The organism is Pantoea sp. Ap-967 (genome assembly GCF_011752565.1).
Classification (GTDB): Bacteria; Pseudomonadota; Gammaproteobacteria; order Pseudomonadales; family Pseudomonadaceae; genus Aquipseudomonas.
Map to the genome: position 1 here is coordinate 163406 of NZ_VWXK01000004.1, position 26079 is coordinate 189484.

Consider the following 26079-nt stretch of genomic DNA (forward strand, 5'->3'; position numbering starts at 1 on the left):
CAAATAGATACATAGCTACCTTTTTTAACCCCCGGTCGTCGCGTACTTGTAAATGGTTCTCAATATATTTAGCATCCTTGGACAACATCCCCGTAAATATTGGGCCAAACCGCCCTCTTGCGAGCACCCCGACCCATGAGCCCGATGCCCGCCACGCCGATTGAGGCCGACCCGCAGCAGGAAGCACTGGCATGGTTTGCCCGCCTGCGCCAACCCGGTTGCGACGAACGCGAACGCCAGGTGTTCGCTCGCTGGTGCCAGGACCCGCTCAACGCGCACGCCTACGCTGAGCTGGAGGCTCGCTGGCAACAACTGCAGGCCCCCCCTGCCCGCCCACGGCCGCGGCAGTTCAGCCTGCGTCGCAGCTCCCTGGGCAAGTGGCTGGCGCTGCTGTTCCTGCTGGTGCTGGGCGCCCTGGCCTACCTTTACTGGCCGCTGATGCAACGCCTGGCCTGCGAGTTGCACACCGACGTGGGCGAACGGCGCAGCACGCGCCTGGCCGACGGCTCGACCCTGCACCTGGACAGCGCCAGCGCGATGAATGTCGACCTGCGTGGCCGTACCCGCCAGCTGCACCTGGTGCAGGGCCAGGTGTACCTGGAGGTGATGCTCGATGGCCGCGCCATGGAGGTGCAGGTCGACGATGCCCGCATCCAGGTATTCGGCACGCGGCTGATGGTGGCGAGGTATGCCGACCATGACGAACTGGTGGTACTCAGCGGCAAGGCCATGATCAGCCAGGGCGGCGACCAGCGCATGGTGTCGGCGGGTGAGCGGGTGACCTTTACAGAGGCGCGGATCAACCCGGTGCAGAAGGCGGATGTGAAAACCGCAGACGCCTGGCGCAATGGGCAGCTGCACGCCAGCGACATGCCCCTGGGCGAGGTTATCCAGCGCCTGGCCAGCTACCAGGGCCGACGGGTCTGGTTGATGGACGAACAAACCGCCTACCGCCGCATCAGCGGTGACTTCAACCTCGATCGCCCAGGCCAGACGCTTGAGGCACTGGCTGGCGAGCAGCATTTGCAGCTGCACGGCGTGCTCGGGCAGTGGCTGATCGTGCGCTGAAACCGGGGTCGGCCGCTAAGTTTTTGAAAGGCGTGCAATTTTTTTTGAAATGAGTGTTGACACAGGCCCATCACAAGGGAATAATGCGCCCCATCGGCTACATAGCTCAGTTGGTTAGAGCATAGCATTCATAATGCTGGGGTCCGGGGTTCAAGTCCCTGTGTAGCCACCAAACAAGACGAAGGGCTTACCGCAAGGTAAGCCCTTTTTCTTTGCCTGCGAAAAAGATCTTGCCCTTCATCAACGCACGCCCAGCCTGATCAACTGGGCTTGCTGCAAAACGACGAGCCACTGCTGCCATCCCCACCCCAGGTGCGATAACCCGCGGTATCGATATGAATGCGCCCACTCGGGTAACGCCCCAGGCCCATGTTCCAGTCCTGGCCATGCTGCTGCCAGAAGCGGCAGAGCGGGTTAGGGTCAGCCCACGCCGGCAGCAGCACATCGACCGCGAAGGCGCGGGTGTGGGCGCTGCCTGCTGCGCCACCGGCGCAGCGGTTGAGCGCCGGGTCACGGTAAGCCGACACCACCTCGAACTGGCGCAGAATGCCCTGCTCACCCAAGGCAGCGAGCAACGACAGCGTGGAGCGTACCGCAGGCCAGTTCGCCGCTGGCGGCACGGCAAACGGCGAGGCATGGCACAGCTTCCAGTCCGACGCCGAACGCAGCAGTTGATGGATAGGCACCACGCCATATAAACGCGCCTGCACCAGCATCTCGCGAAACGGCCGGGTCTGATGGTCACCCGCCCACTGGGCGAACATCCACAGGTCACGCTCGTCCGCCAATGCCATTGTGCTCGACAGCACACCTGCAGCCAGCAACAGCCTGCTTGCTCTTCTCATTCCCCTGCCCCCTGCCCCAGTATGAGCACGGCCACCAGCCCTGGCGGCCACTGACAAGGAGTTAAGCATGCACAAGATTGCCCTATCCAGCCTGGCCGCCCTCGCCTGCAGTGGCCTGGCCCTGGCCGACGCACGCATCGACCTGGGTGATGCCCAGCGCGTCACCCGCCTGTTCGCCTTTCCCAACAACTGCCACGTGATCTGCTATCGCAACTGGACACTTGAACAAACGGTCGAGCACTACCTGACCCAGAGCGTACAGCGCGACGGCCACGCCAACGCCAAGGTGACGGTCAGCCGCGAGCATGAGCGCCTGCATGCCACCATCAGCGAAGTGCCAGCCAGCTACGCCGAGCCCCTGCGCCAACTGCTCGACAGCGGCGAGCTGGCCTATGAAGGCGCCCGCCGCTTGAACCAGGACGGCAAGTGGGCCTATGACTGGTACCTGTTCCTGCCCCTGGGCATGGCCCTGCAGAACCGCCGCAGCATCGAGCTGCTGCACTTCCCGCCAGACTACTCGCTGACCCAGGCCCAGGACTACCTGCGCTCCAACACCACCGACCGCTGGGCCGAACTGCTGACCTTCAACGGCATCGAGGCCAGCCAGACGCCGGCCTACCAGACCATCATCGACATCGCCCCGATCGCCGCCCCTGCAAGCGCCGGCGCCACACTCACCGACACCTACAGCTACTTCCAGGATTACCAGGTGCGCATGGTCCGGGAAATGACCGACGCTGGCGCTGCCAAGCCGTTGCCGATGGTCGCCTTCGGCGCGCCGGTGCGCAGCTGGATCCAGCAGCAGTACGGGCCGAAGGTGGACGTGCTGGGCTTGGCCAGCATCAGCCCGCAACCCGGTGCACAGGTGCCGGTACTGGGCTCCAACCACCCCAGCGCGATCTGGTACACCGCCGACAAGGCCAACCATGGCGGTGACGAGGACGCAGCCGATGCAGCGGGGTTGAAGATGATGGGGCAGGATTTGACGGCAGCCTGCTGGCAGGCGGGGATGGGCAGCAACCCGGAGGCCGACCCGAAAGAAACGCTGCAGGCCTGCTCGAATAAATGGCAGGTGACGCAGAAGAAGCAGACGTGCGAGCTGTTCTTCCGCACAGTGCGCTCGTTCACGCCGGAGCAGGCGGCGGCCAAGTGCAATACCGGGGAGACGAGCCGAAGCTTGCGGGACCTGAAGAAGCCGGTCGAGGTTGTGCCGCGCGAGTTGTGATCGGTTTGCCGGCGTAGCAAGCGATGCGGTGAATGGCACCGGCTCCGCTTGTGTTCGCGGGCAAGCCCGCTCCTACAGGTTCTTCGTTAAATCAGATAGTTATGATTTGTTCCATGAGAGTCTACCCAGCCCTACGGGCTGCGCTGTCGCGCAGGGAACCGTGCCAGCAGTCGCGCCGCAATGCGTGAGTGCCCAAAAATGCGATACGCGAACACCAGCGCTTGACCTACACCACAACCCTGGGCTGCCGATCAAGCGCCCACTTCCAGCCCCCGGTAGGAGCGAGCGCAGCTCGCGATGGGGCGCGCAGCGGCCCCAGGGTTTCAGCCTCGCAGCTCATAGTGCTGGGGCTGCTTTGCAGCCCATCGCGAGCTGCGCTCGCTCCTACCGGGTCCTGTGGGAGCGGGCTTGTCGAGGCGTCGAACCGCCGCGAAGCAGGCGACGCGGTGCATGGCACCGGCTTCGCCGGTGTTCGCGGGCAAGCCCGCTCCTACAGGATTCTCTGTTAAATCAGATATTTGCAATTTGTTCCATGAGAGCGGGCTTGCCCCGCGAAAGGGCCGGTACAGGCTTACTCAATCTTCAAGCAGGGTACAGGCCATCACCAGGGCATCCTCACGCCCCCCGGCAACCGGGTAGTAATCACGCCGCCGACCAATCTCGTTGAAGCCATAACGCTCGTACAAGCGATAAGCCGACTGGTTACTGGCCCGCACCTCAAGGAAGCACTCCCGCCCATTGAGCTGGTACGCGCGCGCCATCAGGTGTTCGAGCAGCTTCAAGCCCAGCCCGCAGCCCTGGTTCTCGGGCTTGACGGTGATGTTCAGCAGGTGCGCCTCGTCGATGATCACGTTGATCACCCCATGCCCCACCTGCTGCTGCCCGTCGAACATCAACCACACCTCGTAGGACTTCAGCGCGTCCTGGAAAATGCCGCGGGTCCAGGGGTGGCTGAACGCGGCATATTCGATCTTCAGCACGGCATCCAGATCCGCCTCGGTCATTGGGCGGAAACTGATCGACTCACTCATTCAACGCTCTTCCAGCGCGCCATCAGCTGGCGCATCGCTTGCCAGACGTGCGCCTTGCGCTGCGGCTCGTCCATCAACAGTTCAAGGCCCGGCAGCGCCCAGGCATCGCCCAGGCCGTCGACCTTGAGCACTTGGTAGTAGGCGCCCGCGTCGGCATTGGCGGCAAAGCGCAGGGCCGGCAGGCCGACCAGCCAGAGCACGCTGCTGGGCACTTCTTCCAGGCGGGCCTGGATAAAGCCCTGAACGAAATCACGCGCGGCATCCGGGCCCTGGTCCATGTTGCCGCGCACCAGCAGCGGCCAGCGCACCGGTTCGCCGATGATCTGCGGGGCATCTGGCAGGCCGGCGGCGCGCAGCATGTCCTTGAGCAGCAGGTAGGACGGGTCGCGGCTCTGGAACGGCTGGCCGGTGGCCAGCTCGACCAGCAGCAGGCAACTGCCGGCACGCAGCAGCTGCAGGGCGAAACGCGGCGGCGCCACCGGGGCCGGGCGCGGCGCGGGGGCAGCCTGCTCGGGCTCTGCGGGCTTGGCGGCAGGTTTGGGCGCCGTGCCTGGGCGCGGGATTTCGATTTTTGGCCGCTCGCCGGAACGGGCCTGCGGCGCGACAGGTGCGTCGCTGGCGCTCGGCGCAGCCGGGCGGGCCTCGAATTCGATGTCTTCGACCGGCGCTTGCGGCAGCAGCAGCTCGGGGCGCGAGGGCGCAGCGAACGGCAGTTCGGCACGCGGCAGCCAATGCACCACTTGCATGGCGGAAAGGTAGGCGCGGCGGCGGGGTTCGGTCAGCAAGGCTCGGGGGTCCGGAAGGCGGGCACAAAGAGAGGGGGCATTCTAACGTAGGCATGGTTTTTTTTGCATCGCCCGTGCGACCGAGCGCAAACCCCGTAGGCGCGCGCAAAGCTTTGAGATCGGGCACCGCTTGCGCGCTGCATCGCGAGCTTCGCTCGCTCCTACCGGATTTGTGCAGGCCTGCATGCCGCAAAAACCTCATTACAGACCAAGGGGTGAAATCCTCCCCTCCGGATGAAGTACAATCGCCCCCTTTTTACTTGGCAACGAGTAGACGCCAATGATCGAACCCAAGCGCGTCCTGCGCGCCCTAGCCGAACACTGGGCCCTGATCGAGCCGCTGTGCGAGCGTTTCGACCAGGGCACCCTGAGCCTGGTGGAACTGCGCCAGCAACTGGGCCGCCAGCAGGTGGAAAGCACGCCGCAGGACATCACCCAGCTGCTCGACGTGTGGATCCGCCTGGATATCCTGGTGCCGGTGGCCAAGAGCCCGAACCGTTTCGAGCTCAACGCCCAGATCCACGACTTCCTCGCCTACCTGCGCCGCGAGCACCGGCTGGGCCTGTGCCTGGAGATCGAGGCCTACCTGCGCCACCTGGAGCGCCTTGCCGGGCATATCCAGGATGCCTTCGACAACCGCGACAGCGACGACCTGGCCCGCCAGCTGCGCCTGCTCGACATGCGCGTGCGCGACGTGCTGAAGAAGCTCGACAACGACGAGCAGGCCCTGGTGGCCGTGGCCGAACGGGCCAAGACCAGCAACCGCCAGATTCCGCTGCGCCAGCGTTACGCCGAAGTGCTGGCGACCTGGGACGAATACGTCGAGCCGATGATCCAGCTGGTGAACGCCGACGGCGCCTTCGAACAGGGCGTGCGCAAGGTCGAGACGGTGCTGCTCAAATTGCTGGGCGAACAGGCGCGCCTGGGCCACCTGGTCGACGACGACATGCTGCTGCGCACCCACGCGCGCATCCTCGAAATGCAGACCAGCGCCCAGCTCACCCTGCGCCACGCCCGGGAACTGCTGCTGCCGCTGCGTGAAGAAGCGCGCCGGCACAACGCCGTGACCCGCGGCGCCGCCCTGGCCCTGTCGGTGATCCGGCGCAAGGGCCTGGACGCCGTGCCGCAAGCGGCCATGCCGCTGTTCACCCGCCCGCAAAGCACCTTCCTCGGCAGCGCCAGCCAGGTCGAGGCCTACGTCTATGCCCTGGCCCGCTTCGAGCCCAAGCCTGCCAAGTTCCCCAAGGCGCACAAGACCCACAAAGGCCCGCTGCCGCGCGCACCGCGCACGGTCAAGGAAATGCTCGAGCGCTGCGAAGACGCCCTGCCGCTGCCCGACCTCATGGTCTGGCTGCTGGACCAGGAGCCCGACGGCGCCACCGACGAATTGCTGTACTGGTTCTCGCGCCTGTCGCGGGAGAAGCGCTTCAAGCGCGAACGCCTGGAACGGCGCGAGTACACCACCCAGGAACACCTGGTCAGCCTGCGCTCCTTCGCCCTGACATCCAGCCGCGAAGCGCAACCTGAAACCAACGCGAGCCCAGCCAATGCATCTTGATCTTTCCGAACTGTCCCAGCTCGCGCCGATCTTCCGCGAGCTGTTCAAGGGTTTCCACGTCAGCCGCCGCGACCCTGAAATGTACGCCCAGCTGTCGAACTTCCAGGACCAGTACCGCACCCTGTTCAAGGCCCTGGGCTTCGAGCTGGTGTGCGATACCCGCGGCTTCTACTACTTCGTGCCCGAGCAGGCTGCCGCGCAGGTCAACAAGACCGCCCAGCGCCTGTCGCTGTTCACCTTCATCCTGGTCGAGTACCTGGCCGACCAGGGCCGCGACCCGATGGCCGTGCTCGACGGCGGCAGCATCGGCCGCGACGAGCTGCCCTCGCTGCTGGACAAGTACCGCGACCTGTTCCTGCAGGCCGAAGTGCAGACGGTGGACGAGCTTGAAGAAAAGATCATGCGGCGCATGACCCAGCTGGGCTTCGCCCATGAGGAAGGCGGCATCTACCGCTTCCTGCCGCCGATGCACCGCTTCCTCGACGTGTGCCTGTCGGTGCAGCAGGACCGCGACCTGGCCGCCAGCCTGCACAGTGACCTGCCACTGCCCACTCCGGAGCTGGTGGTGGAAGAAAGCCCCGAACAACTCAACCGCACCGACGACCCGCTCGACCTCAGCCCGTTCGACGGCGAGGAAAGCGAAGAGGACGCCCTGGCCCGGGCCATCCGCGAAGAGCAACAGGAGATTGACGCATGAGCCAGGAACGCTACGGCATCCGCCGCTTCGCACTGCTCAACACCGCCGGCTACAGCCTCGGCCTGTTCCCGCTGGAGCACCCGCTGTCGGTCTACGGCGCCAACAACCTGGGTAAATCGGCGTCGATCAACGCCCTGCAGTTCCCGATTCTGGCGCGCATGTCGGACATGAGCTTCGGCAAGTACAGCCTGGAGCAGTCCCGCCGCTTCTACTTCGCCAGCGATACGTCCTACATCCTCTGCGAACTGAACCTGCCCCACGGCCCGCACGTGATCGGCGTGGTCGGCCGCGGCCCGGGCGGCGGTTTCGGCCACCAGTTCTTTGCCTACAAAGGCGAGCTGGATCTGGCCCACTACCAGAAGAACGACACCTGCCTGCGCCAGAAGGAGCTGTTCACCAACCTTGAGCGCCTGGGCCTGAAGGCCTATGAACTGAAGCCGGACGAACTGCGCCGGCTGCTGGTGGGCGGCCACTCCACCTGCCCGCTCGACCTCACCCTGATTCCGCTGCGCTCAACCAGCGAGCAGAGCCTGAAAACCTTCCGCGCGCTGTTCATCAACCTGCTGCACATGCGCGAGATCACCGCCGCCAAGCTCAAGCAGCTGTTCCTCGACGCCTTCGAGCACAGCCTGCGCTCGGGCAGCGTCGACTACATCGCCGCCTGCGAGGAAGCCTTCCGCGACGTGCGCCGCATGGAGCAGGACTACAACGCCCTGGTCGCGGCCGGCCCACTGGTCGAGGCCCTGGCCGGCGGCGTGGCCCAGCGCGACATCCTGCGCGGCAAGCTGCACCGCATTTCGCCGGTGCTCGACACCCTGCTCGGCACCTGGCAGGAATACGCCATGGCGCGCAAGGAAGAGCTGGTGATCCAGGCCGAGCACTACCGTGGCGAGCAGGACCGCCTGCAGAACGACCAGCGCGGTGGCACCCAGGAACTGATGCGCCTGGAGCGTGAAATCACCGGTATCCAGCGCTGGCTTGGCGAGCTGTCGGTGCTCAAGCACCGCTTTGCCCTGGTCGATGACGTCAAGGTGCTGGAACAAGGGCTGCTGGCGGCCAAGGACGCCCACGACGAACTGGCCGGTGCCCTGGCCCAGTCGCGCCAGTTCAGCGCCGAAGACCTCGACGAGCGCGTGCGCGACCTGGAAAAACGCCTGAAGCAGGTCAAGCAGCAGCTCGACCACGCCGACAACAACAGCTATGCACGCCTGCGCGAAGAGTTCTCGCAGCAGGACGTCGACCGCCTGATGCGCCTGTTCAACGGCGCGCTGTTCAGCCTGCCGCTGGGCGACCGTGGCATCGAGCTGGACGACAGCGACCTGTGGGTGAAATCCCTGGAAGCGGTGCTCGACGGCTTCAAGGGCGAGCGCTTCGAGGCCCCGGGCCTGTCGATCGACCTCACCCACATCGACCCGCCTGCCCTGCAGGCCCTGGCCGACCGCGCCGCCCTGCGCGACCAGAAAGAGCGCCTGGAAAAAGAGCTCAAGCAGCTCAAGACCCAGCAATCGGTTGCCGCCGACCGCTCCGCCTCCAAGGCCCAGACCGAAACCCTGTACCAGCAGGTGCTGGATGCGCAAAAGGCCCTGGAAGATTTCCGCCGCAGCGAAACCCTGGCCGCCGAGGAACCCGAGAAGCTGGAGCAACTGGCCCAGCTGGAAGCTGCCCAGGACGAGCTCAAGCGCTCAAGCGACGCCTTCACCGAGCGCGTTCAGCAGCTGTCGGCCAAGCTGCAGCTGGTCGGCCGCCAGATCGGTGACCTTGAGTCCAAGCAGCGCACCCTGGAAGACGCCCTGCGCCGCCGCCAACTGCTGCCAGCCGACCTGCCCTACGGCACGCCGTACATGGAAGCCATCGACGACTCGATGGACAACCTGCTGCCACTGCTCAACGACTACCAGGACAGCTGGCAGGGCCTGCAGCGCGTCGACAACCAGATCGAGGCGCTATACGCCCAGGTGCGCCTGAAGGGCGTGGCCAAGTTCGACAGCGAAGACGACATGGAGCGCCGCCTGCAGCTGCTGGTGAACGCCTATGCGCACCGCACCGACGAGGCCCTGACCCTGGCCAAGGCTCGCCGCGCCGCAGTGACCGACATCGCCCGGACCCTGCGCAACATCCGCAGTGACTACGACAGCCTGGAACACCAGTTGGCCCTGTTCAACCGCGAGATCAACAAGCGCCAGGTGTCCAACCTGGAAAGCTTCCGCGTGGTGCTGGCACCGAACAAGGAAGCGCTCAAGCACATCGACCAGATCATCCACAGCGCCGGCCAGTACGAAGAAGGCGAAACCCTGTCGGTGTTCGACCTGACCCAGAGCGCCGAGCAGGACAACAAGAACGAAGAGGCCAAGGAATACCTGGCCCGCCTGGTGGCCGCCAACCACAACCAGCTGGGCCTGAAAGACCTGTTCGAGCTGGCGTTCGAGATCACCAAGGTCAATGGCCAGCCGATCATCCACGCCGACATCGACGGCGCGGCGTCCAACGGCACCACCATGACCATCAAGGCGCTGACCAACATGTACCTGTTGCTGCACTTGATGGACCGCGACCTGGCCGGGCGCATTCGCCTGCCGTACTACCTGGACGAGGCGGCGGACATCGACGAACGCAACCAGGCGGCGCTGCTGGAAACCAGCCTGCAACTGGGCTTCGTACCGATTCTGGCGAGCGTGAAGCCGCAGGTGTCGGCGCGCGTGGCGATTGACCTGGAAGGTGGCAGCGGGCCGAATGGCATCTACATCGACGAGGCGGACTGGAAGTACATCAGCCGGCTGGATGAGGTGAAGGCGGTTGTGCGTGAGGATCAGGCCGAGGAGTTGGCCTGATTCAGGTGCAAGGGGCCGCTTTGCGGCCCTTCGCGACCTCTGGTCGCTCCTACCGGGGAAATTGCATCTCCCTGTAGGAGCGACCAAAGGTCGCGAATGGAGGCCAAAGGCCTCCCCTGGGCCCTCAATGATTCCAAGGCAAAATCGGAATCGCGGTCACCGCATTCTGCGGGCTACCTTCAACGATGCGGTCGCTGTACACCAGGTACACCAGCGTATTGCGCTTCTTGTCCAGGAAGCGCACCACCTGCATGGTCTTGAACACCAGCGAGGTGCGCTCCTTGAACACCTCCTCGCCATCTTTGAGCTCACCCTTGAAGTTGATCGGCCCCACCTGACGGCAGGCAATCGACGCCTCCGCGCGGTCCTCGGCCAACCCCAGGCCACCCTTCACGCCACCGGTCTTGGCCCGCGACAGGTAGCAAGTCACGCCCTCGACCTTGGGGTCGTCGAACGCTTCGACCACGATACGGTCGTTCGGCCCCAGGAACTTGAACACCGTGGACACCTGGCCGATTTCCTCGGCCCCGGCCAGCATCGGCAGGGCAAAGGCTGCCAGGGCCACTGCCCGCTTGAGCCTCTTCATACCAGCACCAGGTTGTCGCGGTGCACCAACTCAGGCTCGGCGATGTAGCCCAGCACGGCCTCGATCTGGTCGGAGGGCTGGCCGATGATCTTCTGCGCTTCCAGCGCGCTGTAGTTGGCCAGGCCCCGGGCCACTTCACCGCCATCCGGGCCGACGCACACCACCATCTCACCGCGACGGAAACTGCCCTGCACGGTTTTCACGCCCACCGGCAGCAGGCTCTTGTTGGCTTCGCGCAGCGCCTGCACGGCGCCGGCGTCGAGCACCAGGGTACCGCGGGTTTGCAAGTGACCAGCCAGCCACTGCTTGCGCGCCGCGAGCATGCCGCGCTCGGGCGACAACAGGGTGCCCAGGCGCTCACCGGCCTTCAGGCGGTCCAGCACGCGCTCGATGCGCCCGCCAATGATGATGGTATGGGCGCCGGAACGGGCCGCCAGGCGCGCAGCGCGCAGCTTGGTCTGCATGCCGCCACGGCCCAGCGCGCCGCCGGTGCCGCCGGCCACGGCGTCAAGCGACGGGTCGTCGGCGCGGGCTTCATAGATCAGCTGGGCTTCAGGGTTGTTGCGCGGGTCGGCGTCGAACATGCCGTCACGGTCGGTGAGGATCACCAGCAGGTCGGCTTCCACCAGGTTGGCCACCAGCGCGGCCAGGGTGTCGTTGTCGCCGAAGCGGATCTCGTCGGTGACCACGGTGTCGTTCTCGTTGATCACCGGCACCACGCCCAGGTCCACCAGGGTACGTAGGGTGCTGCGGGCGTTCAGGTAACGCTTGCGGTCGGACAGGTCGTCGTGGGTCAGAAGAATCTGCGCAGTGTGCTTGCCGTGCTCGCCGAAGCTCGACTCCCAGGCCTGCACCAGGCGCATCTGGCCGATCGAGGCGGCCGCTTGCAGCTCGTTCATTGCACTGGGTCGCGAAGTCCAGCCCAGCTGGCTCATGCCGGCAGCCACGGCCCCGGAGGACACCAGTACCAACTCCACGCCCGCTTCACGCAGCGCGACCATCTGCTCGACCCACACGGCCATGGCGCCGCGGTCGAGGCCCTTGCCATCGGCGGTCAGCAGGGCACTGCCAATCTTCACGACCCAGCGCTTGGCGCCCGTCACCTTGCTTCGCATCTTCTTCCAACCTATGTCGAATCTGTAGATACCGTGGATACAAAAACGCCGCTCCAATGAGCGGCGTTTAGTGTACTGCAACCGATCAGTCGCGCACGTAAATGATTTCCGGGCCGTCTTCGTCGTCCTCGAAATCATCATCCCAGCCATCGTCGTCATCGCCGATGTCGTGCACGCTCTTGACGCCGGTGCGACGCAGGGTACGGGCGTCGTCCAGGGCCTGCAGCTGGGCGCGGGCTTCGTCTTCGATGCGCTGGTCGAGCTCGGCCAGCTCCTCGGCGTAGGCCGGGTCGTTGGCCAGGCGGTCGGCGCGGTCTTCGATGTAGCGCATCAGGTCGTGGCTGAGCTGCTCGGTGCCCTGCTTGGAGATGGCCGAAATCACGTAGACCGGGCCCTCCCACTGCAGGCGCTCGACCACTTCCTTGACCCGCTCGTCGCGCTCGTCTTCCATCAGCATGTCGGACTTGTTCAGCACCAGCCAGCGCTCACGGTCGGTCAGCGACGGGCTGAAGCGGGTCAGCTCGTTGATGATGACTTCGGCGGCATCGGCCGGGCTGCTGCCGTCCAGCGGCGCCAGGTCGACCAGGTGCAGCAGCACGCGGGTACGCGCCAGGTGCTTGAGGAAGCGAATGCCCAGGCCAGCACCGTCGGAGGCGCCTTCGATCAGGCCGGGGATGTCGGCGATGACGAAGCTCTTCCAACGGTCGACGCTGACCACGCCCAGGTTCGGCACCAGGGTGGTGAACGGGTAGTCGGCGACTTTCGGCTTGGCAGCCGACACCGAGCGAATGAAGGTGCTCTTGCCAGCATTCGGCAGGCCCAGCAGGCCAACGTCGGCCAACACCTTCAGCTCCATCTTCAGGTCGCGCTGGTCACCCGGTTTGCCGGGGGTGGTCTGGCGCGGTGCACGGTTGGTGCTGGACTTGAAGCGGGTGTTGCCCAGGCCGTGCCAGCCGCCCTGGGCGACCATCAGCTTCTGGCCAGGGGTGATCAGGTCACCGATCACTTCCTGGGTCGAGGCGTCGATCACGGTGGTGCCGACCGGCACGCGCAGGAACAGGTCGTCGCCCTTCTTGCCGGTGCAGTCGGTGCTGCCGCCGTTGGAGCCGCGCTGGGCTTCGTGGTGACGGGTGTAGCGGTAGTCGACCAGGGTGTTGAGGTTTTCGTCGGCCACCATGTACACCGAACCACCGTCACCACCGTCGCCGCCGTTGGGGCCACCGTTCTCGATGAACTTCTCGCGACGGAAGCTCATGCAACCGTTGCCGCCGTCACCGGCCTTGACCCGAATGGATACTTCGTCAACAAACTTCATTAAAACCGCCTCTCGCCTGCGGGCGAGCTGAATACCTAAAAAACCTGAGGCTCTTGCAAAAATGAGCGCGGCGGCCCCGTACGACCGTAGAAAACCACGCCGGCAGCCCATACAAACAGCTTTGCAAGAGGCTCACCACAAACGAAAAAGCCCCGTCGCATGACGGGGCTTCTGGAGCGACGTCGCGATTAGGCTGCGACGATGCTCACGTAACGGCGCATGAACTCGCCTTTCTTCTCGAACTTGATCACGCCTTCGATCTTGGCGAACAAGGTGTGGTCCTTGCCCATGCCAACGCCGTAGCCAGCGTGGAATTCGGTGCCGCGCTGACGGACGATGATGTTGCCTGGCTTGATAACCTGGCCGCCATACATCTTCACGCCAAGGCGTTTCGATTCTGAGTCGCGACCGTTACGAGTACTACCACCAGCCTTTTTGTGAGCCATGGTTCAATTCTCCAAATAAATTCAGGGGACCTAGGCGATTAAGCCTGGATACCGGTGATTTTGATCTCGGTGAACCACTGGCGGTGGCCCATACGCTTCATGTGGTGCTTACGACGACGGAACTTGATGATGCGCACTTTGTCGTGACGGCCTTGCGAAACGACTTCGGCAACCACTTTAGCGCCGGCGACGACTGGTGCGCCGATGGTGACTTCTTCACCGTTGGCAACCAGCAGAACGCGATCGAAGGTTACGGATTCGCCAGTGGCGACTTCCAGTTTTTCGATCTTGAGGAATTCACCTTCAGCGACTTTGTACTGCTTGCCGCCGGTAACGATTACTGCGTAAGACATGGTATTTCTCCGATAATCCTGCTCACCCAGCGCTTTATATGATGAGTATTGGCTGGCATGGCTGCACGGGGCTGGAACGGCCCTGTGCAATTGCGTAAGGCAGGTGCTGCCCAGGAAGTTAGGGTGCGCGATTGTACGCAACCGGCGTTTTGCTTGCAAGTGCCGCCCCCGGCCCGCTGGCACCGCGCCTTGACACACCGGGACCTGCGACCTAGCATGCCGCGCAACCTCACTGGAGCAACCGATGCAACCCCAATCCTTCTACCGCGCGGTAGCTGACGATTTCAGCGCCGTCGACGAGATCATCAAGAAGCAGCTGACCTCGCGCGTGCCGCTGGTATCGAAGATCGGCGATTATATCACGTCGGCCGGCGGCAAGCGCCTGCGCCCCCTGCTGGTGCTGCTGTGCGGCAAGGCCCTGGGCCGCGAGGGCGACGACCTGCGCCTGCTGGCCGCGACCATCGAATTCCTGCACACCGCGACCCTGCTGCATGACGACGTGGTCGACATGTCTGGCATGCGCCGTGGCCGCTCCACTGCCAATGCCCTGTGGGGCAACGCGCCAAGCGTGCTGGTGGGCGACTTCCTCTATTCGCGCTCGTTCGAGATGATGGTCGAGCTGGGCTCGATGCCGGTCATGCAGATCCTCTCCAAGGCCACCCGGGTGATCGCCGAAGGCGAAGTGCTGCAGCTGTCGCGGGTACGCGACGCCAGCACCACCGAAGAGGTGTACATGGAGGTGATTCGCGGCAAGACCGCGATGCTGTTCGAAGCCTCGACCCACAGCGCCGCCGCACTGGCCGGCGCCACCGATGCCCAGCGCGAGGCGCTGCGCACCTTCGGTGACCACCTGGGGGTGGCCTTCCAGCTGGTCGACGACCTGCTCGACTACGAAGGCGATGCCGATGCCCTGGGCAAGAACGTCGGTGACGACCTGGCCGAAGGCAAGCCGACCCTGCCGTTGATCTACACCATGCGCGAAGGCACGCCCGAGCAGGCTGCACTGGTGCGCAAGGCGATCCAGAAGGGTGGCCTGGAGGATCTGGAGCAGATTCGCGAGGCTGTCGAAGCGTCGGGCGCATTGAAGTACACCGCCGAGCTGGCGCGTGACTACGTCAAACGTGCCATCGCCTGCCTGGAAGTGCTGCCGGCCAGTGAATGCCGGGATGCGCTGGTTGAGCTGAGCGAGTTTGCTGTCGCCCGTACCCACTGATAGACCGAGTCGCCTTCATTCGCGGGGCAAGCCCGCTCCTACACAGGATATGCGTTCCCTGTAGGAGCGGGCTTGCCCCGCGAAGCTTTTGTACGGACAAAAACACTTCCCCGGCAAAACCTTATACACTGTGGGCTTTTAACCGCCCGTCTGTTTTAAGGATCCGAAGTGAGCACTCTGCCACCCTGCCCCAAATGCAATTCCGAATACACCTACGAGGATGGCACCCAGCTGGTCTGCCCCGAGTGCGCCCACGAGTGGTCGGCCAACGGCGAAGCCGAAGCTGCCAGCGATGACGTGGTGAAGAAGGATTCGGTCGGCAACGTGCTGCAGGACGGCGACACCGTCACCGTAATCAAGGACCTCAAGGTCAAGGGCTCGTCCCTGGTGGTGAAGGTCGGCACCAAGGTCAAGAACATCCGCCTGTGCGATGGCGACCACGACATCGACTGCAAGATCGACGGCATCGGGGCGATGAAGCTGAAATCCGAGTTCGTCCGTAAGGTCTGATTACAAATTCCGCCAATTGGCACTTGCTATTATGATAATAAGAATTATTCTCATTGGAATTGGTATCCAAGGAGAATAGCCATGACTTATCTGATCGACGCTTGGCTGGACCGCCCCCATCCCTACCTGCGCATTCTTCACCGGGAAACCGGTGAGGTGTGTGCGGTGCTTGAAGAAGAAGCGCTGGACGAGCTGCGCGACCAGGGTGACCTGGACCTGAACGGGTTGAATTCGAGCGAGCCGATCGTGCTCAAGGAGTTGGTGCGCAATTTGTTTCTGTTCTGCTATGCGCGGGCGTTGCGCCCTGGGGGAGCGGATTGGAATTGAGGCTGGCAGGGCCGGCCTCTTCGCGGGGCAAGCCCGCTCCTGCAAAGGAAACCTCTATCCTTGTAGGAGCGGGCTTGCCCCGCGAATGGCCTTAAGCAGGCATTACAGAACGTCGAGCAGCTCGACGTCGAACACCAGGGTACTGTGCGGCGGGATGCTACCAACGCCTTGGGCGCCGTAAGCCAGCTCGCTCGGCACGTACAGGCGCCATTTGCTACCGGCATTCATCAGTTGCAGGGCCTCGGTCCAGCCCGCGATCACGCCACCCACCGGGAATTCAGCCGGCTGGCCACGGTCGTAGGAGCTGTCGAACACGGTGCCGTCGATCAGGGTGCCGTGGTAGTGGGTACGCACGTTGCTTTCGCGGGTCGGCTTGGCGCCTTCGCCAGCGGTCAGCACTTCGAACTGCAGGCCCGAAGCCAGGGTGGTGACGCCGTCACGCTTGGCGTTCTCGACCAGGAATTCCTTGCCAGCGGCAGCGGCCGCTTCGGCCTTGGCAGCCGCTTCGGCTTGCATCACTTCGCGGATCACCTTGAAGCTGGCCGACAGGTCGGCTTCGCTGACGCGGCTGTCGGCACCGTTGAAGGCGTCGGTCAGGCCGGCCAGGATGGCTTCCAGGCTAACGCCCGGTGGCGGGTTGTCGCGCAGTTGGCCGCCCAGCTGGCGGCCGATGCCGTAGCTGACGCGCAGTTCGTCGGTGGACAGGTTGAGTTCGGACATTGTCATGCTCCACTGCAGGGCGCAGTGAGGCCGCGCCCTTGATGAAAAGGGCGAGCAGCCTAGCACACTGGAAGCAACGCGAGCAGCTACCAGGCCGAACGCTGGGAAATCGGCACCTTCAGGTCTTCTTCAGGGTGCGAGCCCATGCCGCACATTTCATCCTGCACCGACCAATGCACCAGGTTCATCGAAACCATCGGGATGGTCTGCAACAAGGTGCGTGCATCTTCCACCGAATGCACCCGCAGGCGTTCGCCGCGGATATCGGCCAGGGGGTGCGCATGGCCTTTGACCCGCGCCTCGATCAGGTAGTCGCCGCCTTCGATGGCGATCAGGTTCAGTTCGTCGACATGGCCTGCCCTGGCCTCGGAGTTGAGTTGATGCAGGTTCATGAGATCACCTCGCGATGGGAACCACGCATGAGTGCTCATTTTTTGTACGGGCAGGGGGATTAGACAAGACCCCGCTCGTCAGTTGGTGTGGGAGCGGGCTTGCCCGCGAAGCAGGCACCGCAATGGATGGCACGGGCTGCGCCCGTGTTCGCGGCGGTTCGACGCCTCGACAAGCCCGCTCCCACAAGGACCCTCACAGGCCTCAGTGCTTGGTCAGCTTGTCCAGGTAGCCCATGCAGAAGGCCGAGATGACGAAGGTCATGTGGATGATCACGTACCACATCAGGTAGTCGGTGGAGATGTTCTGGGCATCCATGAACACCCGCAGCAGGTGGATGGAGGAAATCGCCACGATGGACGCTGCCACCTTCATCTTCAGCGACGAGGAGTCCATCTTGCCCAGCCAGCTGAGCTTTTCCTTGCTTTCGTCGATGTCCAGCTGCGAGACGAAGTTCTCGTAGCCGGAAATCATCACCATCACCAGCAGGCCGCCCACCAGCGACATGTCGATCAACGACAGGATCACCAGGATCAGGTCGGCCTCACTGAGGGCGAAAACGTTGGGCAGGACGTGGACCACTTCCTGGAAGAACTTCAGCGCAAGCGCCAGCAAGCCCAGGGACAGGCCGAAATAGATGGGTGCGAGCAGCCAGCGCGAGGCATACATCGCGTTTTCGAGAAAACGTTCCATGGAGGGTTTGGGACTCGTCAGGTGACTGGAAAATCGAGCGCGAGTATAGCCAGCCACCTGTGACAGCAAAAGCCTGCGGCCAGTTGCCGCAGCGAGCAGGATGTATGCTCAGGTTTCAGGATGGAACTGATAGTCCCCGAGGTTACGGCAGCGCTCGCCGTTGATCCGGCGCAACTGCGCCTGCAGGTGCAGGCACCAGATCTGCGGGTCTTCGGCCACCTGATAGCCGTGCAAGGTCAGGCTGTCGACGATGGCATTGAGCACGGATTCAGCCACCAGCGGCCCATGGAACGGGCCCTGGGACTTGATCGCCGAGGGTTGTTCACCGGCCATGCCGGCGGCGAACAGCAAGGTCCACATGCCATTGTCGCCGGCCAGTGGGCGGATGCTGCATTCGATGCGGGTCACCAGGCCCAGGCACTGGCGAGTAAGGCTGAGGTTGCGCATGGCCGCGTCCCCTCCAATAAGCCCTGTGTCAGCCCGGAACCCCCAGGCTGTTTCCATCCTGAACCCTGATACCGTCCTAAGTTCCAGCATAGAGGAAACGGCTGAAAAGATGGAAAACCGGCGCTGAACGGTAGCACATGGCCGCCAGCGCCGGTTTATTGACTCAGGCCGGCTTGGCCTGGGCAATTACCTCTTCCAGGCGTTCCTTTTCCGCCTTCTCGATCTCTTCCTCGCTGATCATTTCAGCGATCTCACGCAGGCGCTCGACCACCCGGGCGTTGACGCTGCCCTCGGTGAACAGGCCCTTGTCATCCAGCACCCCGGCCTCCTCGCCCACCAGCAGGCTCAGCGCCTCGTCGGCCTGGCTGACCGCATAGACGTGGAACATGCCGCTCTCCACCGCCTGCAGCACGCGCTCGTCGAGCATCAGGGTGGCGACGTTGGCACGCGGAATGATCACCCCTTGCTCGCCGGTCAGGCCACGGGCTTCGCAAAGGCGGAAGAAGCCCTCGATCTTCTCGTTGACCCCACCCACCGCCTGCACTTCACCAAACTGGTTGATGGAGCCGGTGATGGCGAAGCACTGCTTGAGCGGGGTGCGCGACAGCGCCGAGATCAGCGTGCAGGCTTCGCCCAGCGAGGCGCTGTCGCCGTCCACGTAGCCGTAGGACTGCTCCAGGGCGATGCTCGCGGAGATCGCCAAGGGGAATTCCTGGGCGTAGCGGCTGCCCAGGTACCCGGTGAGGATCATCACGCCCTTGGAGTGGATCGGCTGGCCAAGGTTGACCTCGCGCTCGATGTCGACGATGCCACTGCCGCCGGGGTACACGGTGGCGGAGATGCGCGCCGGCATGCCGAACGCCGAATCACCCACCTCCAGCACGGTGAGGCCGTTGCACTTGCCAATGGCCGCGCCTTCGCTGTCGATCAGGATGATGCCGGCGAGCATGTCGTCGAGCACCCGCTGCGACACACGCCCGGTGCGGGTGGCCTTGGCCTTGAGCGCACGCTCGATGTGGCCGGCGTCGGTCATTTCGTCACTGGCCAGCTGGCGGATGAAATCGGCCTCGCTGACCAGCTGGAACAGGTCGCCGATGCGCGCCGACAGGCGTGACTGGTTTTCCGCCAGGCGGGCGCTGTAGGTGGCCAGGCGCGCCACCGCATCGCTGGTCAACGGCGCCATGCCCTCCTCGTTGGTGCGGGTACGCAGCAACTGGGCGAACTGCTCCAGGTTCTCGTCGACCATCGGCATGTCTTCGTCGAAGTCGACCAGCACCCGGAACATCTCCTGGAAGTCCGAATCGTGGTCCTGCAGCGCGTAGTACAGCTGGCGCGAGCCGATGATCACCAGCTTGACGTTCAGCGGAATCATCTGCGGCTGCAGGCTGACGGTGGCCACGCGGCCCAGCTCGCCCAACGGCGATTCCATCTTCAGCTTGCGCGACTGCAGGGCGCGCTTGAGGGCATCCCAGACGAACGGCTCACCGAGCATCTTCTCGGCTTCGAGAATCAGGAAGCCGCCGTTGGCGCGGTGCAGCGCGCCGGGGCGCAGCTGGCGGTAGGAGGTATAAAGGGCGCCCTGGTCGGTGCTGTACTCGATGCGCCCGAACAGGTTGTCGTAGGTGGGGTGCGGCTCGAACACCACCGGCGCGCCGCCATCGGCATGGTGGCCCACCACCAGGCTTGGCGCGTACTGCTCTTCGAGCAGCTTGCGGGCAACCGCGTCGGTCTTGCTGTCGTCGACCAGTTGCTCGACCACCGTGCGCAGCAGGTTCAGTTGCACGGACTGCAGGTAGGCGCACACGGCGGCGTTCTCGGCGTACTTTTCCGACAACGGCGCCAGCAGCGGCTGCAGGGCCAGGGTGATGGTTTCTTCGTTGAGCTGGCGCAGCTGGTTGTTCGATTCGCGCTTCCACTGGGGGAGGCTGGCCAGCTCCTCGTTGAGGCGTTCCTCAAGCAGGGCGATGTCTTCGTGGAACTGCTCGCGCACCGCCTCCGGCAGTTGGGCAAACTCGGCCTCGTCCAGCGCCTTGCCGTCGGCCATCGGGGTGAAGGCCACGTTGCTGGCGTCGCGGTAGAGGGCCACGTCCTTTTCCAGCGAAGCACGCTCGATCACATCCAGGGCGCGGTCGTAGCGCTGGTTGAAGGCACGGTCGATGGCGCCTTTCTTCTGCTGGTAGGCCGGGTGCTCGAACACGGCCGGGAAGGTTGCCAGCAGGTTGTCGATCAAGCCGTTCATGTCGGTGATGAACTCGGCCGCACTGCCCGATGGCAGCTCCAAGGCGCGGGGCTCGCGGGTGTCGTCGAAGTGGTTGACGTACAGCCAGTCGGCCGGAGTGTGCTGGCGCTTGCCCTCGGCCTTGAGGTAGCGCTTGACGAACGAGAAGCGACCGGTGCCCGGCTCGCCCATCACATACACGTTGTAACCAGGGCGCGGCATGGCCACGCCGAACTGCAGGGCCTCGACAGCACGTTCCTGGCCCAGGACTCCGCGAAACGGCTCCAGATCGTCGGTATTGGCAAAGGCAAACTGCTCGGGGGAGAAACGCCGGGTCAGGGCTTCAGGCGCGAGACGCAGGCGCGCAGCGACAGGATCGGGCATTGGGTTTCCTTACTTCGGCGGGGCAGATACGCAGCATTCTGGCGCTGCCCGCGCGCGCCTTGCAAGGCTCGGCAGGACTTTATGTCGCAGCGGCGATGCCGTCATCTGCGTGCAAATTTTTCGCAATCAACAACGCAACCTTTAGATCATGCCTAAACTCCAAGCTGCGCGGGTGGGTGAAACGCTTTCCCGACCTGGCAACCGAGTTGCCAGTATCCCTGACCCTTGGTTAAGACAAATAGAGAAAAACGCTATGAAACGGATTCTTCTGGGTACTCTGTTCACCGTGGTCTCCCTCAATGCCCTGGCCGAGGCGCCAGGCGGCCCGAACTGCGGCTGGGGCAACATGCTGTTCGAAGGCCAGCGCGGCACGCCGGCCCACTTCCTGGCCTCCACCACCAACGGCACCTCCGGCAACGCCACCTTCGGCATGACCTCCGGCACCAACGGCTGCTCCACCAAGGCTTCGCTGACCTACGGTGGCAAGTCGTGGTTCGCCATGAATGGCATGATGAACGAGCTGTCCGAAGACATGGCCATGGGCCAAGGCGAAGCCCTGACCACCTATGCCGTGGTGCTCGGTGTTGCCCCACAGGACCGCGCCTACTTCAACTCGGTTACCCATCAGCACTTCAACCAGATCTTCAGCAGCGCCGACGTGACTGCCGAAACGGTCCACAGCAACACCCTGGCCGTTCTGAAGAACGACCCACGCCTGGCCAAGTACGCCACCGAGGCCTGAGTGCAGTGCTTCCCGCCCCGGCCACTGGGGCGGGCTTCACCTTTTTTCGGCATCGTTCAGAAGTAGTTGCCCGATATGCTCAAATGCCTCGCTTCCCTGGCGCTGCTGGCCTGCGCCCCGGTTCACGCCACGCCCTTGCTCGATGATGGCCAGGTCCGCCAACTGGCCAACACGCCCTACTGGCATGCCCTGGGGCATTACGAAAGCGCCAAGCTTGGCGGCTGGCGCAGCTATGTGGACGACCGCAAGTTCTTCCTCGCCGAAGACGGCGCACACCACCCCGACCAGGAACTACGGGCCACGGTACAGGCGCTGTATGCCCCGGCCAGCCTTGGCGACCAGCACGCCCAGTGCGTTTTCCCCGCGCGCACCCGCTGGCTACGCGAGCAACTTGGCCTGCAGAACCTGCCCCAACCCAACTGCCAGGCATTCAAGGCTTGGTATGAATCGGTCGACCCGCACAGCGCCGCATTGATTTTCCCGGCCGCCTACCTGAACAGCCCGTCGTCGATGTTCGGCCACACCCTGCTGCGCATCGACCAGTCCAACACCCGCAGCGACGACACCACCCTGCTGAGCTACGCCATCAACTTCGGCGCCTACATCGAGGGCAGCGACAACAGCATCCTGTATGCCTGGAAGGGCCTGATGGGCGGCTACCCGGGCCTGTTCGCGCTGATGCCCTACCAGGAAAAACTCTCCGAATACCGCAGCCTGGAAAACCGCGACCTGTGGGAATACCAACTGGACCTGACGCCGGAAGAAACCGGGCGCATGGTCGAGCACGTGTGGGAGCTCAAGCAGATCCAGTTCGATTACTTCTTCTTCGACGAGAACTGCTCGTATCGCCTGCTGGAACTGCTGCAGGTCGCCCGGCCAAGCCTGGACCTGACCTCGCAGTTCCCGCTCACCGCCATTCCCACCGACACGGTCAAGGCGGTGAAGCAGTCTGGCCTGGTGGCCAGCGAAACCTACCGCCCCTCCCGTGAGCGCGAGCTGCTGGCCCGGGCAGAGCCACTGGAGCCTGAAGAAAAGCGCCAGGTACTGGCCGTCAGTGCCGACACCACGAACTTGCAAAGCCCCGAATTCCAAGCCCTGCCCCGCGAGCGCCAGGCCTTGGTGCAGGATGCGGCCTATCGCCTGGAGCGTTACCGGGCCAACGGCCAGGAACGTGACCCCGGGCAGGCCAAGCGCAGCTTCGAGTTGTTGCGGGCGATCAACAGCAACCCGCCACCACCCTTGCAGATCGAGCGCCCTGGCCTGCCCGAGGACGGCCACGATTCGCGCACCTGGCAGCTGGGCGTGGGCACCCGCGAAGACCGTGCCTACGCCGAGTACGGCCTGCGCATGGCCTACCACGACCTCAACGACAACGCCTATGGCTTCCCGCTGGGGGCGCAAATCGAAATCCTGCAGCTCAAGCTGCGCCAGTACGAAGGCAACGACTGGCAGGTACAGCGCCTGGACCTGGCCACCATCCGCTCGCTGACGCCGCGCAACGCGCTGCTCAAGCCTTGGTCCTGGCAAGTAGCCGGTGGTCTTGAGCGGGTGCCGGGCAAGCATGATGACGAAGTGCTGGTGAGCCATGTGAATGGCGGCGCTGGCGGCACCTGGCAACTGGCCGACAACGTGCTGGGCTTTGCCCTGGGCACGGTGCGGGTCGAGCACCACAATGATTTTGCCGGGTTCATCGCCCCGGCGGCGGGGTTCAACGGCGGGCTATTGTGGCGCAACGGGCTGGGCAACCTGACGCTGGAAGCCAAGGGCGACTACTTCACCAATGGCGAAGTGCGGCGCAGCCTGAGCCTGAACCAACAGTGGGAAATCAGCCAGAACCTGGGGCTGAGGTTGAGTGCATCGCGTGAATACAGCCACCTGGCCACGGCGCAGAACGAGGTGATGCTGGAGGTGAAGTGGTATCACTATTGAGTCGTGGGTTGAGGCCATTCGCGGGGCAAGCCCGCTCCTACAGGTGCGGGCTTGCCCCGCGCTCGATGACCACACTGTGACCCAACCGACTCTTTGACACTGTTTTGACATCGGCCTGACAAATTGCCACCTAGACTTTGCGGTATCTCTCCAGGGGTTCAGGTGGTCATGTCGCGGTACGGGTTGGGCTTGTTCATTGCCTTGTTGCTGGCGGGTTGCGAAACCACCCACGACCAGATGGTCAACCACGGTTATCCCCCCGCCTACGCCGATGGCTTCCAGGACGGTTGCAGCAGTGGCCGCCAGGCCGCCGGGCTGATGGTTGGCGATTTTCGCAAGGACGTGCCGCGCTACCTGCACGAGCGCCCCTACGAAAGCGGCTGGGACGATGGCTTTCGCCAGTGCCAGGCCATGCAGAACAGCGAGGACGAGCGCCAGTACCGCGAACGGTTCTGGGACGAGCGCGACCGCCAGTGGCAGCAGGAAAAGGACCGCGACGCAGCACGTGCCTACCGCCGCAATTAGGTCGCAAACGGACATCCATTGAAACCGCCAACCTGCCACCATGGTCTTCTGCACCCAGGAGGCCAACCATGAGCCGAGCATTCGTCAACGAAGACCAGGCCGCCGCCCAGGCAGACCAGCCGGTGGAGCGCCGCATCAGCGACCAGCCCAACTACGTCACTGCCAATGGCCTGCACCAGCTGCAGCAACGGGTGGCGCAGCTCAATGCCGTGCGCAGCGAGCTGCAGGCCCAGGGTGACCGCGCCGACAAGCAGCGCCTGGCCGATACCGAGCGCGACCTGCGCTACTTCAGCGCCCGGGTGCAAAGCGCCCAGGTGGTGCCGGCGGCAACGTCCCAGGGCAAGGTGCAGATCGGCAGCCGGGTGCGCTTCGTCGATGAGCACGACCAGGAACAGGTGGTGCAGCTGGTGGGCGAGGATGAGGCCGATGCCGGGCGTGGGATGATCAACTGGGGGTCGCCGCTGGGGCGGGCGTTGCTCGGGGCGGGGCCTGGGGATGAGGTGGTGTGGCGCAGGCCGGTGGGGGATCAGGTGATTGAGGTTGTCGAGATTGGGTGAGGTGTTGGGGGCCGCTTGCGCGGCCCAATCGCGACCCTTGGTCGCTCCTACCTCGAACCATGAACGGCCAGGCCGCGAGGGTACCCTGTAGGAGCGACCGCAGGTCGCGAAGGGGCCGCGCAAAGCGGCCCCAATAACCTCGAATCAGACCACGCCCTGGGCCAACATGGCATCGGCAACCTTCACAAAGCCGGCAATGTTCGCACCCTTCACGTAGTTGACCGTGCCATCGGCCTCTTCGCCGTAATGCACGCAGGCATGGTGAATCGACTGCATGATGTTGTGCAGCTTGCTGTCCACTTCACCGGCAGTCCACAGCAGGCGCATGGCGTTCTGCGACATCTCCAGGCCCGACACGGCCACGCCGCCGGCGTTCGACGCCTTGCCCGGCGCGTAGAGGATGCCTGCCTCGATGAACAGGTCCACCGCCGCCAGGGTGGTCGGCATGTTGGCGCCTTCGGCCACGCAGATGCAGCCGTTGCGCAGCAGGGTGCGGGCGTCTTCCAGGTCCAGCTCGTTCTGGGTGGCGCACGGCAGGGCGATGTCGCACGGCAGGCTCCACGGCGTCTGGCCCTTGCGGTACTCCAGGCCGAACTGCTCGGCCAGCTCGCTGATGCGGCCACGCTTGACGTTTTTCAGCTCCATCAGCGCGTCCCACTGGGCGTCGGTCAGCCCGGCTTCGGCGAACAGGGTGCCTTCGGAGTCCGACAGCGAGATCACCTTGCCGCCCAGGTCCATGACCTTGCGCGCAGCGTACTGGGCAACGTTGCCGGAACCGGAAATGGCCACGCGGCGGCCATCGATGCGCTTGTCCTGGCGCTTGAGCATTTCCTCGGCGAAGTACACGCAGCCGTAGCCGGTGGCTTCAGGGCGGATCAGGCTGCCGCCGTAGGTCATGCCCTTGCCGGTCAGCACCGAGGTGAACTGGTTGGCCAGGCGCTTGTACTGGCCGAACATGAAGCCGATTTCGCGGGCACCCACGCCGATGTCACCGGCTGGCACGTCGCAGTCGGCACCGATGTGGCGGTACAGCTCGCTCATGAAGGCTTGGCAGAAGCGCATCACTTCGGCATCGCTCTTGCCTTTCGGGTCGAAGTCCGAGCCGCCCTTGCCGCCGCCCATGGGCAGCGAGGTGAGGGAGTTCTTGAACACCTGCTCGAAGGCCAGGAACTTGAGCACGCTCAGGTTCACCGACGGGTGGAAGCGCAGGCCGCCCTTGTATGGGCCGATGGCGCTGCTCATCTGGATGCGGTAGCCGCGGTTGACCTGCACCTTGCCCTGGTCATCCACCCACGACACGCGGAACAGCACGGCGCGCTCGGGCTCGACCATGCGTTCGAGGATGCCCGACTGCAGGTAGTGAGGGTTGGCTTCGAGGAAAGGCCAGAGGGTGCGCAGCACCTCTTCCACGGCCTGGTGGAATTCCGGTTGACCCGGGTCGCGTTGTTGCAGACGTGCAAGGAAATTGTCGACAGATTCGATCATGGTAGACATCTCACCAAGAGGATTGGACTTATTGGTTTTTTCTGGAATGTACCAAGAAGCAATCGCACTGGAATAGGGCAAAATGTC

The 26079-nt window shown here is 64.0% G+C and carries 26 protein-coding genes and 1 tRNA gene; 13 read left to right on the forward strand and 14 right to left on the reverse strand.

The genetic code is table 11. The features are described 5' to 3' along the window. Nucleotides 1–135: 135 nt before the first annotated feature. Entirely contained in the window at nt 136–1068 is a 933-nt protein-coding gene (locus F3J45_RS06410; protein WP_205300006.1) for a FecR domain-containing protein, read from the forward strand. A 95-nt stretch (nt 1069–1163) separates the two neighbouring features. Next, nucleotides 1164–1240: transfer RNA gene (locus F3J45_RS06415), tRNA-Met, on the forward strand. Between the two features lie 88 nt (nt 1241–1328). Here F3J45_RS06415 and F3J45_RS06420 read toward each other — a convergent pair. Next, a complete protein-coding gene (locus tag F3J45_RS06420) occupies nt 1329–1913 on the reverse strand; it encodes a D-Ala-D-Ala carboxypeptidase family metallohydrolase (protein WP_205300422.1) in 585 nt (194 codons plus the stop codon). Nucleotides 1914–1980: 67 nt separating this feature from the next. Between F3J45_RS06420 and F3J45_RS06425 the strand changes: the two genes are divergently transcribed. After that, nucleotides 1981–3138, forward strand: a complete 1158-nt coding sequence (locus F3J45_RS06425) for a hypothetical protein (RefSeq protein ID WP_167059071.1) — start codon at nt 1981–1983, stop codon at nt 3136–3138. Between the two features lie 575 nt (nt 3139–3713). Here the strand turns inward: F3J45_RS06425 and rimI are convergent. Beyond that, entirely contained in the window at nt 3714–4169 is a 456-nt protein-coding gene (gene rimI / locus F3J45_RS06430; RefSeq protein ID WP_167059075.1) for a ribosomal protein S18-alanine N-acetyltransferase, read from the reverse strand. Beyond that, complete coding sequence (locus F3J45_RS06435) at nt 4166–4954, reverse strand: energy transducer TonB (RefSeq protein ID WP_167059079.1); 789 nt, start codon at nt 4952–4954, stop codon at nt 4166–4168. Before F3J45_RS06435 ends, rimI begins: the two co-directional genes overlap by 4 nt. Before the next feature lie 280 nt (nt 4955–5234). Here F3J45_RS06435 and mksB point away from each other — a divergent pair, with 280 nt between their 5' ends. Genes mksB through mksF form a run of 3 tightly spaced genes read left to right on the forward strand, consistent with a single transcriptional unit; the run spans nt 5235 to nt 10037 of the window. Continuing rightward, the gene (mksB, locus tag F3J45_RS06440) at nt 5235–6512 is read left to right on the forward strand and encodes an Mks condensin complex protein MksB (protein ID WP_205300423.1); all 1278 of its coding nucleotides are present in this window, start codon (nt 5235–5237) and stop codon (nt 6510–6512) included. Next, nucleotides 6502–7209 carry an Mks condensin complex protein MksE gene (mksE, locus tag F3J45_RS06445; protein ID WP_167059083.1) on the forward strand — a complete coding sequence of 236 codons (708 nt, stop codon included), beginning with the start codon at nt 6502–6504 and terminating at the stop codon, nt 7207–7209. Before mksB ends, mksE begins: the two co-directional genes overlap by 11 nt. Then, nucleotides 7206–10037 (forward strand): Mks condensin complex protein MksF, encoded by a 2832-nt coding sequence (mksF, locus tag F3J45_RS06450; RefSeq protein ID WP_167059086.1) that lies wholly within the window; start codon nt 7206–7208, stop codon nt 10035–10037. Before mksE ends, mksF begins: the two co-directional genes overlap by 4 nt. A gap of 124 nt (nt 10038–10161) precedes the next feature. Here the strand turns inward: mksF and F3J45_RS06455 are convergent, their stop codons facing one another. From F3J45_RS06455 to rplU, 5 genes are all read right to left on the reverse strand, one after another. Beyond that, a complete protein-coding gene (locus F3J45_RS06455; RefSeq protein ID WP_167059089.1) occupies nt 10162–10623 on the reverse strand; it encodes a CreA family protein in 462 nt (153 codons plus the stop codon). Beyond that, nucleotides 10620–11738 carry a glutamate 5-kinase gene (gene proB / locus F3J45_RS06460; protein WP_167059092.1) on the reverse strand — a complete coding sequence of 373 codons (1119 nt, stop codon included), beginning with the start codon at nt 11736–11738 and terminating at the stop codon, nt 10620–10622. The genes F3J45_RS06455 and proB overlap by 4 nt, the downstream gene beginning before the upstream one ends. 85 nt (nt 11739–11823) lie before the next feature. Then, entirely contained in the window at nt 11824–13053 is a 1230-nt protein-coding gene (gene cgtA, locus F3J45_RS06465; protein ID WP_167059095.1) for an Obg family GTPase CgtA, read from the reverse strand. 188 nt (nt 13054–13241) lie between these two features. Further along, nucleotides 13242–13499 (reverse strand): 50S ribosomal protein L27, encoded by a 258-nt coding sequence (rpmA, locus tag F3J45_RS06470; protein ID WP_003247464.1) that lies wholly within the window; start codon nt 13497–13499, stop codon nt 13242–13244. A gap of 38 nt (nt 13500–13537) precedes the next feature. Continuing rightward, nucleotides 13538–13852 (reverse strand): 50S ribosomal protein L21, encoded by a 315-nt coding sequence (rplU, locus tag F3J45_RS06475; RefSeq protein ID WP_003247466.1) that lies wholly within the window; start codon nt 13850–13852, stop codon nt 13538–13540. A 244-nt stretch (nt 13853–14096) separates the two neighbouring features. Here rplU and F3J45_RS06480 point away from each other — a divergent pair, with 244 nt between their 5' ends. The 3 genes from F3J45_RS06480 to F3J45_RS06490 all read left to right on the forward strand — a co-directional run bounded on the left by F3J45_RS06480 (nt 14097) and on the right by F3J45_RS06490 (nt 15902). Then, complete coding sequence (locus tag F3J45_RS06480) at nt 14097–15065, forward strand: polyprenyl synthetase family protein (RefSeq protein WP_167059100.1); 969 nt, start codon at nt 14097–14099, stop codon at nt 15063–15065. A gap of 168 nt (nt 15066–15233) precedes the next feature. After that, nucleotides 15234–15575 carry a zinc ribbon domain-containing protein YjdM gene (locus F3J45_RS06485; RefSeq protein ID WP_167059102.1) on the forward strand — a complete coding sequence of 114 codons (342 nt, stop codon included), beginning with the start codon at nt 15234–15236 and terminating at the stop codon, nt 15573–15575. 81 nt (nt 15576–15656) lie between these two features. Next, on the forward strand, nt 15657–15902 hold the full coding sequence (locus tag F3J45_RS06490) for a hypothetical protein (RefSeq protein ID WP_167059105.1): 246 nt from the start codon (nt 15657–15659) through the stop codon (nt 15900–15902). Between the two features lie 102 nt (nt 15903–16004). Here F3J45_RS06490 and F3J45_RS06495 read toward each other — a convergent pair whose 3' ends face one another. From F3J45_RS06495 to F3J45_RS06515, 5 genes are all read right to left on the reverse strand, one after another. After that, nucleotides 16005–16622 carry an FKBP-type peptidyl-prolyl cis-trans isomerase gene (locus F3J45_RS06495; RefSeq protein WP_167059108.1) on the reverse strand — a complete coding sequence of 206 codons (618 nt, stop codon included), beginning with the start codon at nt 16620–16622 and terminating at the stop codon, nt 16005–16007. A gap of 86 nt (nt 16623–16708) precedes the next feature. Beyond that, complete coding sequence (locus F3J45_RS06500) at nt 16709–17014, reverse strand: DUF6482 family protein (RefSeq protein WP_167059110.1); 306 nt, start codon at nt 17012–17014, stop codon at nt 16709–16711. A gap of 202 nt (nt 17015–17216) precedes the next feature. Then, a complete protein-coding gene (locus tag F3J45_RS06505) occupies nt 17217–17705 on the reverse strand; it encodes a TIGR00645 family protein (protein WP_167059113.1) in 489 nt (162 codons plus the stop codon). A gap of 108 nt (nt 17706–17813) precedes the next feature. Further along, a complete protein-coding gene (locus tag F3J45_RS06510) occupies nt 17814–18152 on the reverse strand; it encodes a hypothetical protein (protein ID WP_167059115.1) in 339 nt (112 codons plus the stop codon). Nucleotides 18153–18315: 163 nt separating this feature from the next. After that, entirely contained in the window at nt 18316–20754 is a 2439-nt protein-coding gene (locus F3J45_RS06515; protein WP_167059118.1) for a Lon protease family protein, read from the reverse strand. A gap of 253 nt (nt 20755–21007) precedes the next feature. Here F3J45_RS06515 and F3J45_RS06520 point away from each other — a divergent pair, with 253 nt between their 5' ends. From F3J45_RS06520 to F3J45_RS06535, 4 genes are all read left to right on the forward strand, one after another. Next, nucleotides 21008–21496 (forward strand): DUF3015 domain-containing protein, encoded by a 489-nt coding sequence (locus F3J45_RS06520; protein ID WP_167059120.1) that lies wholly within the window; start codon nt 21008–21010, stop codon nt 21494–21496. A gap of 75 nt (nt 21497–21571) precedes the next feature. Further along, nucleotides 21572–23425: a DUF4105 domain-containing protein gene (locus F3J45_RS06525; RefSeq protein ID WP_167059123.1), complete on the forward strand. Its 1854-nt coding sequence runs from the start codon at nt 21572–21574 to the stop codon at nt 23423–23425. 162 nt (nt 23426–23587) lie between these two features. Beyond that, the gene (locus F3J45_RS06530; protein WP_240164546.1) at nt 23588–23950 is read left to right on the forward strand and encodes a hypothetical protein; all 363 of its coding nucleotides are present in this window, start codon (nt 23588–23590) and stop codon (nt 23948–23950) included. A gap of 68 nt (nt 23951–24018) precedes the next feature. Further along, nucleotides 24019–24507 carry a GreA/GreB family elongation factor gene (locus tag F3J45_RS06535; RefSeq protein ID WP_167059125.1) on the forward strand — a complete coding sequence of 163 codons (489 nt, stop codon included), beginning with the start codon at nt 24019–24021 and terminating at the stop codon, nt 24505–24507. A gap of 144 nt (nt 24508–24651) precedes the next feature. Here F3J45_RS06535 and gdhA read toward each other — a convergent pair whose 3' ends face one another. After that, nucleotides 24652–25992 (reverse strand): NADP-specific glutamate dehydrogenase, encoded by a 1341-nt coding sequence (gdhA, locus tag F3J45_RS06540; RefSeq protein ID WP_167059128.1) that lies wholly within the window; start codon nt 25990–25992, stop codon nt 24652–24654. Nucleotides 25993–26079: the final 87 nt, after the last annotated feature.

Excerpts from the sequence above, each read along its gene's own strand:
- F3J45_RS06515 (WP_167059118.1), bottom strand. The coding sequence starts at position 20,754 with ATGCCCGATCCTGTCGCTGCGCGCCTGCGTCTCGCGCCTGAAGCCCTG.
- proB (WP_167059092.1), bottom strand. The coding sequence starts at position 11,738 with ATGCGAAGCAAGGTGACGGGCGCCAAGCGCTGGGTCGTGAAGATTGGC.
- F3J45_RS06490 (WP_167059105.1), top strand. The coding sequence starts at position 15,657 with ATGACTTATCTGATCGACGCTTGGCTGGACCGCCCCCATCCCTACCTG.
- F3J45_RS06510 (WP_167059115.1), bottom strand. The coding sequence starts at position 18,152 with ATGCGCAACCTCAGCCTTACTCGCCAGTGCCTGGGCCTGGTGACCCGC.
- F3J45_RS06455 (WP_167059089.1), bottom strand. The coding sequence starts at position 10,623 with ATGAAGAGGCTCAAGCGGGCAGTGGCCCTGGCAGCCTTTGCCCTGCCG.
- F3J45_RS06525 (WP_167059123.1), top strand. The coding sequence starts at position 21,572 with ATGCTCAAATGCCTCGCTTCCCTGGCGCTGCTGGCCTGCGCCCCGGTT.
- F3J45_RS06495 (WP_167059108.1), bottom strand. The coding sequence starts at position 16,622 with ATGTCCGAACTCAACCTGTCCACCGACGAACTGCGCGTCAGCTACGGC.
- rpmA (WP_003247464.1), bottom strand. The coding sequence starts at position 13,499 with ATGGCTCACAAAAAGGCTGGTGGTAGTACTCGTAACGGTCGCGACTCA.
- mksF (WP_167059086.1), top strand. The coding sequence starts at position 7,206 with ATGAGCCAGGAACGCTACGGCATCCGCCGCTTCGCACTGCTCAACACC.
- F3J45_RS06410 (WP_205300006.1), top strand. The coding sequence starts at position 136 with ATGAGCCCGATGCCCGCCACGCCGATTGAGGCCGACCCGCAGCAGGAA.
- F3J45_RS06420 (WP_205300422.1), bottom strand. The coding sequence starts at position 1,913 with ATGAGAAGAGCAAGCAGGCTGTTGCTGGCTGCAGGTGTGCTGTCGAGC.
- F3J45_RS06480 (WP_167059100.1), top strand. The coding sequence starts at position 14,097 with ATGCAACCCCAATCCTTCTACCGCGCGGTAGCTGACGATTTCAGCGCC.
- F3J45_RS06505 (WP_167059113.1), bottom strand. The coding sequence starts at position 17,705 with ATGGAACGTTTTCTCGAAAACGCGATGTATGCCTCGCGCTGGCTGCTC.
- rimI (WP_167059075.1), bottom strand. The coding sequence starts at position 4,169 with ATGAGTGAGTCGATCAGTTTCCGCCCAATGACCGAGGCGGATCTGGAT.
- mksE (WP_167059083.1), top strand. The coding sequence starts at position 6,502 with ATGCATCTTGATCTTTCCGAACTGTCCCAGCTCGCGCCGATCTTCCGC.
- cgtA (WP_167059095.1), bottom strand. The coding sequence starts at position 13,053 with ATGAAGTTTGTTGACGAAGTATCCATTCGGGTCAAGGCCGGTGACGGC.
- F3J45_RS06500 (WP_167059110.1), bottom strand. The coding sequence starts at position 17,014 with ATGAACCTGCATCAACTCAACTCCGAGGCCAGGGCAGGCCATGTCGAC.
- gdhA (WP_167059128.1), bottom strand. The coding sequence starts at position 25,992 with ATGATCGAATCTGTCGACAATTTCCTTGCACGTCTGCAACAACGCGAC.
- F3J45_RS06520 (WP_167059120.1), top strand. The coding sequence starts at position 21,008 with ATGAAACGGATTCTTCTGGGTACTCTGTTCACCGTGGTCTCCCTCAAT.
- F3J45_RS06425 (WP_167059071.1), top strand. The coding sequence starts at position 1,981 with ATGCACAAGATTGCCCTATCCAGCCTGGCCGCCCTCGCCTGCAGTGGC.
- mksB (WP_205300423.1), top strand. The coding sequence starts at position 5,235 with ATGATCGAACCCAAGCGCGTCCTGCGCGCCCTAGCCGAACACTGGGCC.
- F3J45_RS06535 (WP_167059125.1), top strand. The coding sequence starts at position 24,019 with ATGAGCCGAGCATTCGTCAACGAAGACCAGGCCGCCGCCCAGGCAGAC.
- rplU (WP_003247466.1), bottom strand. The coding sequence starts at position 13,852 with ATGTCTTACGCAGTAATCGTTACCGGCGGCAAGCAGTACAAAGTCGCT.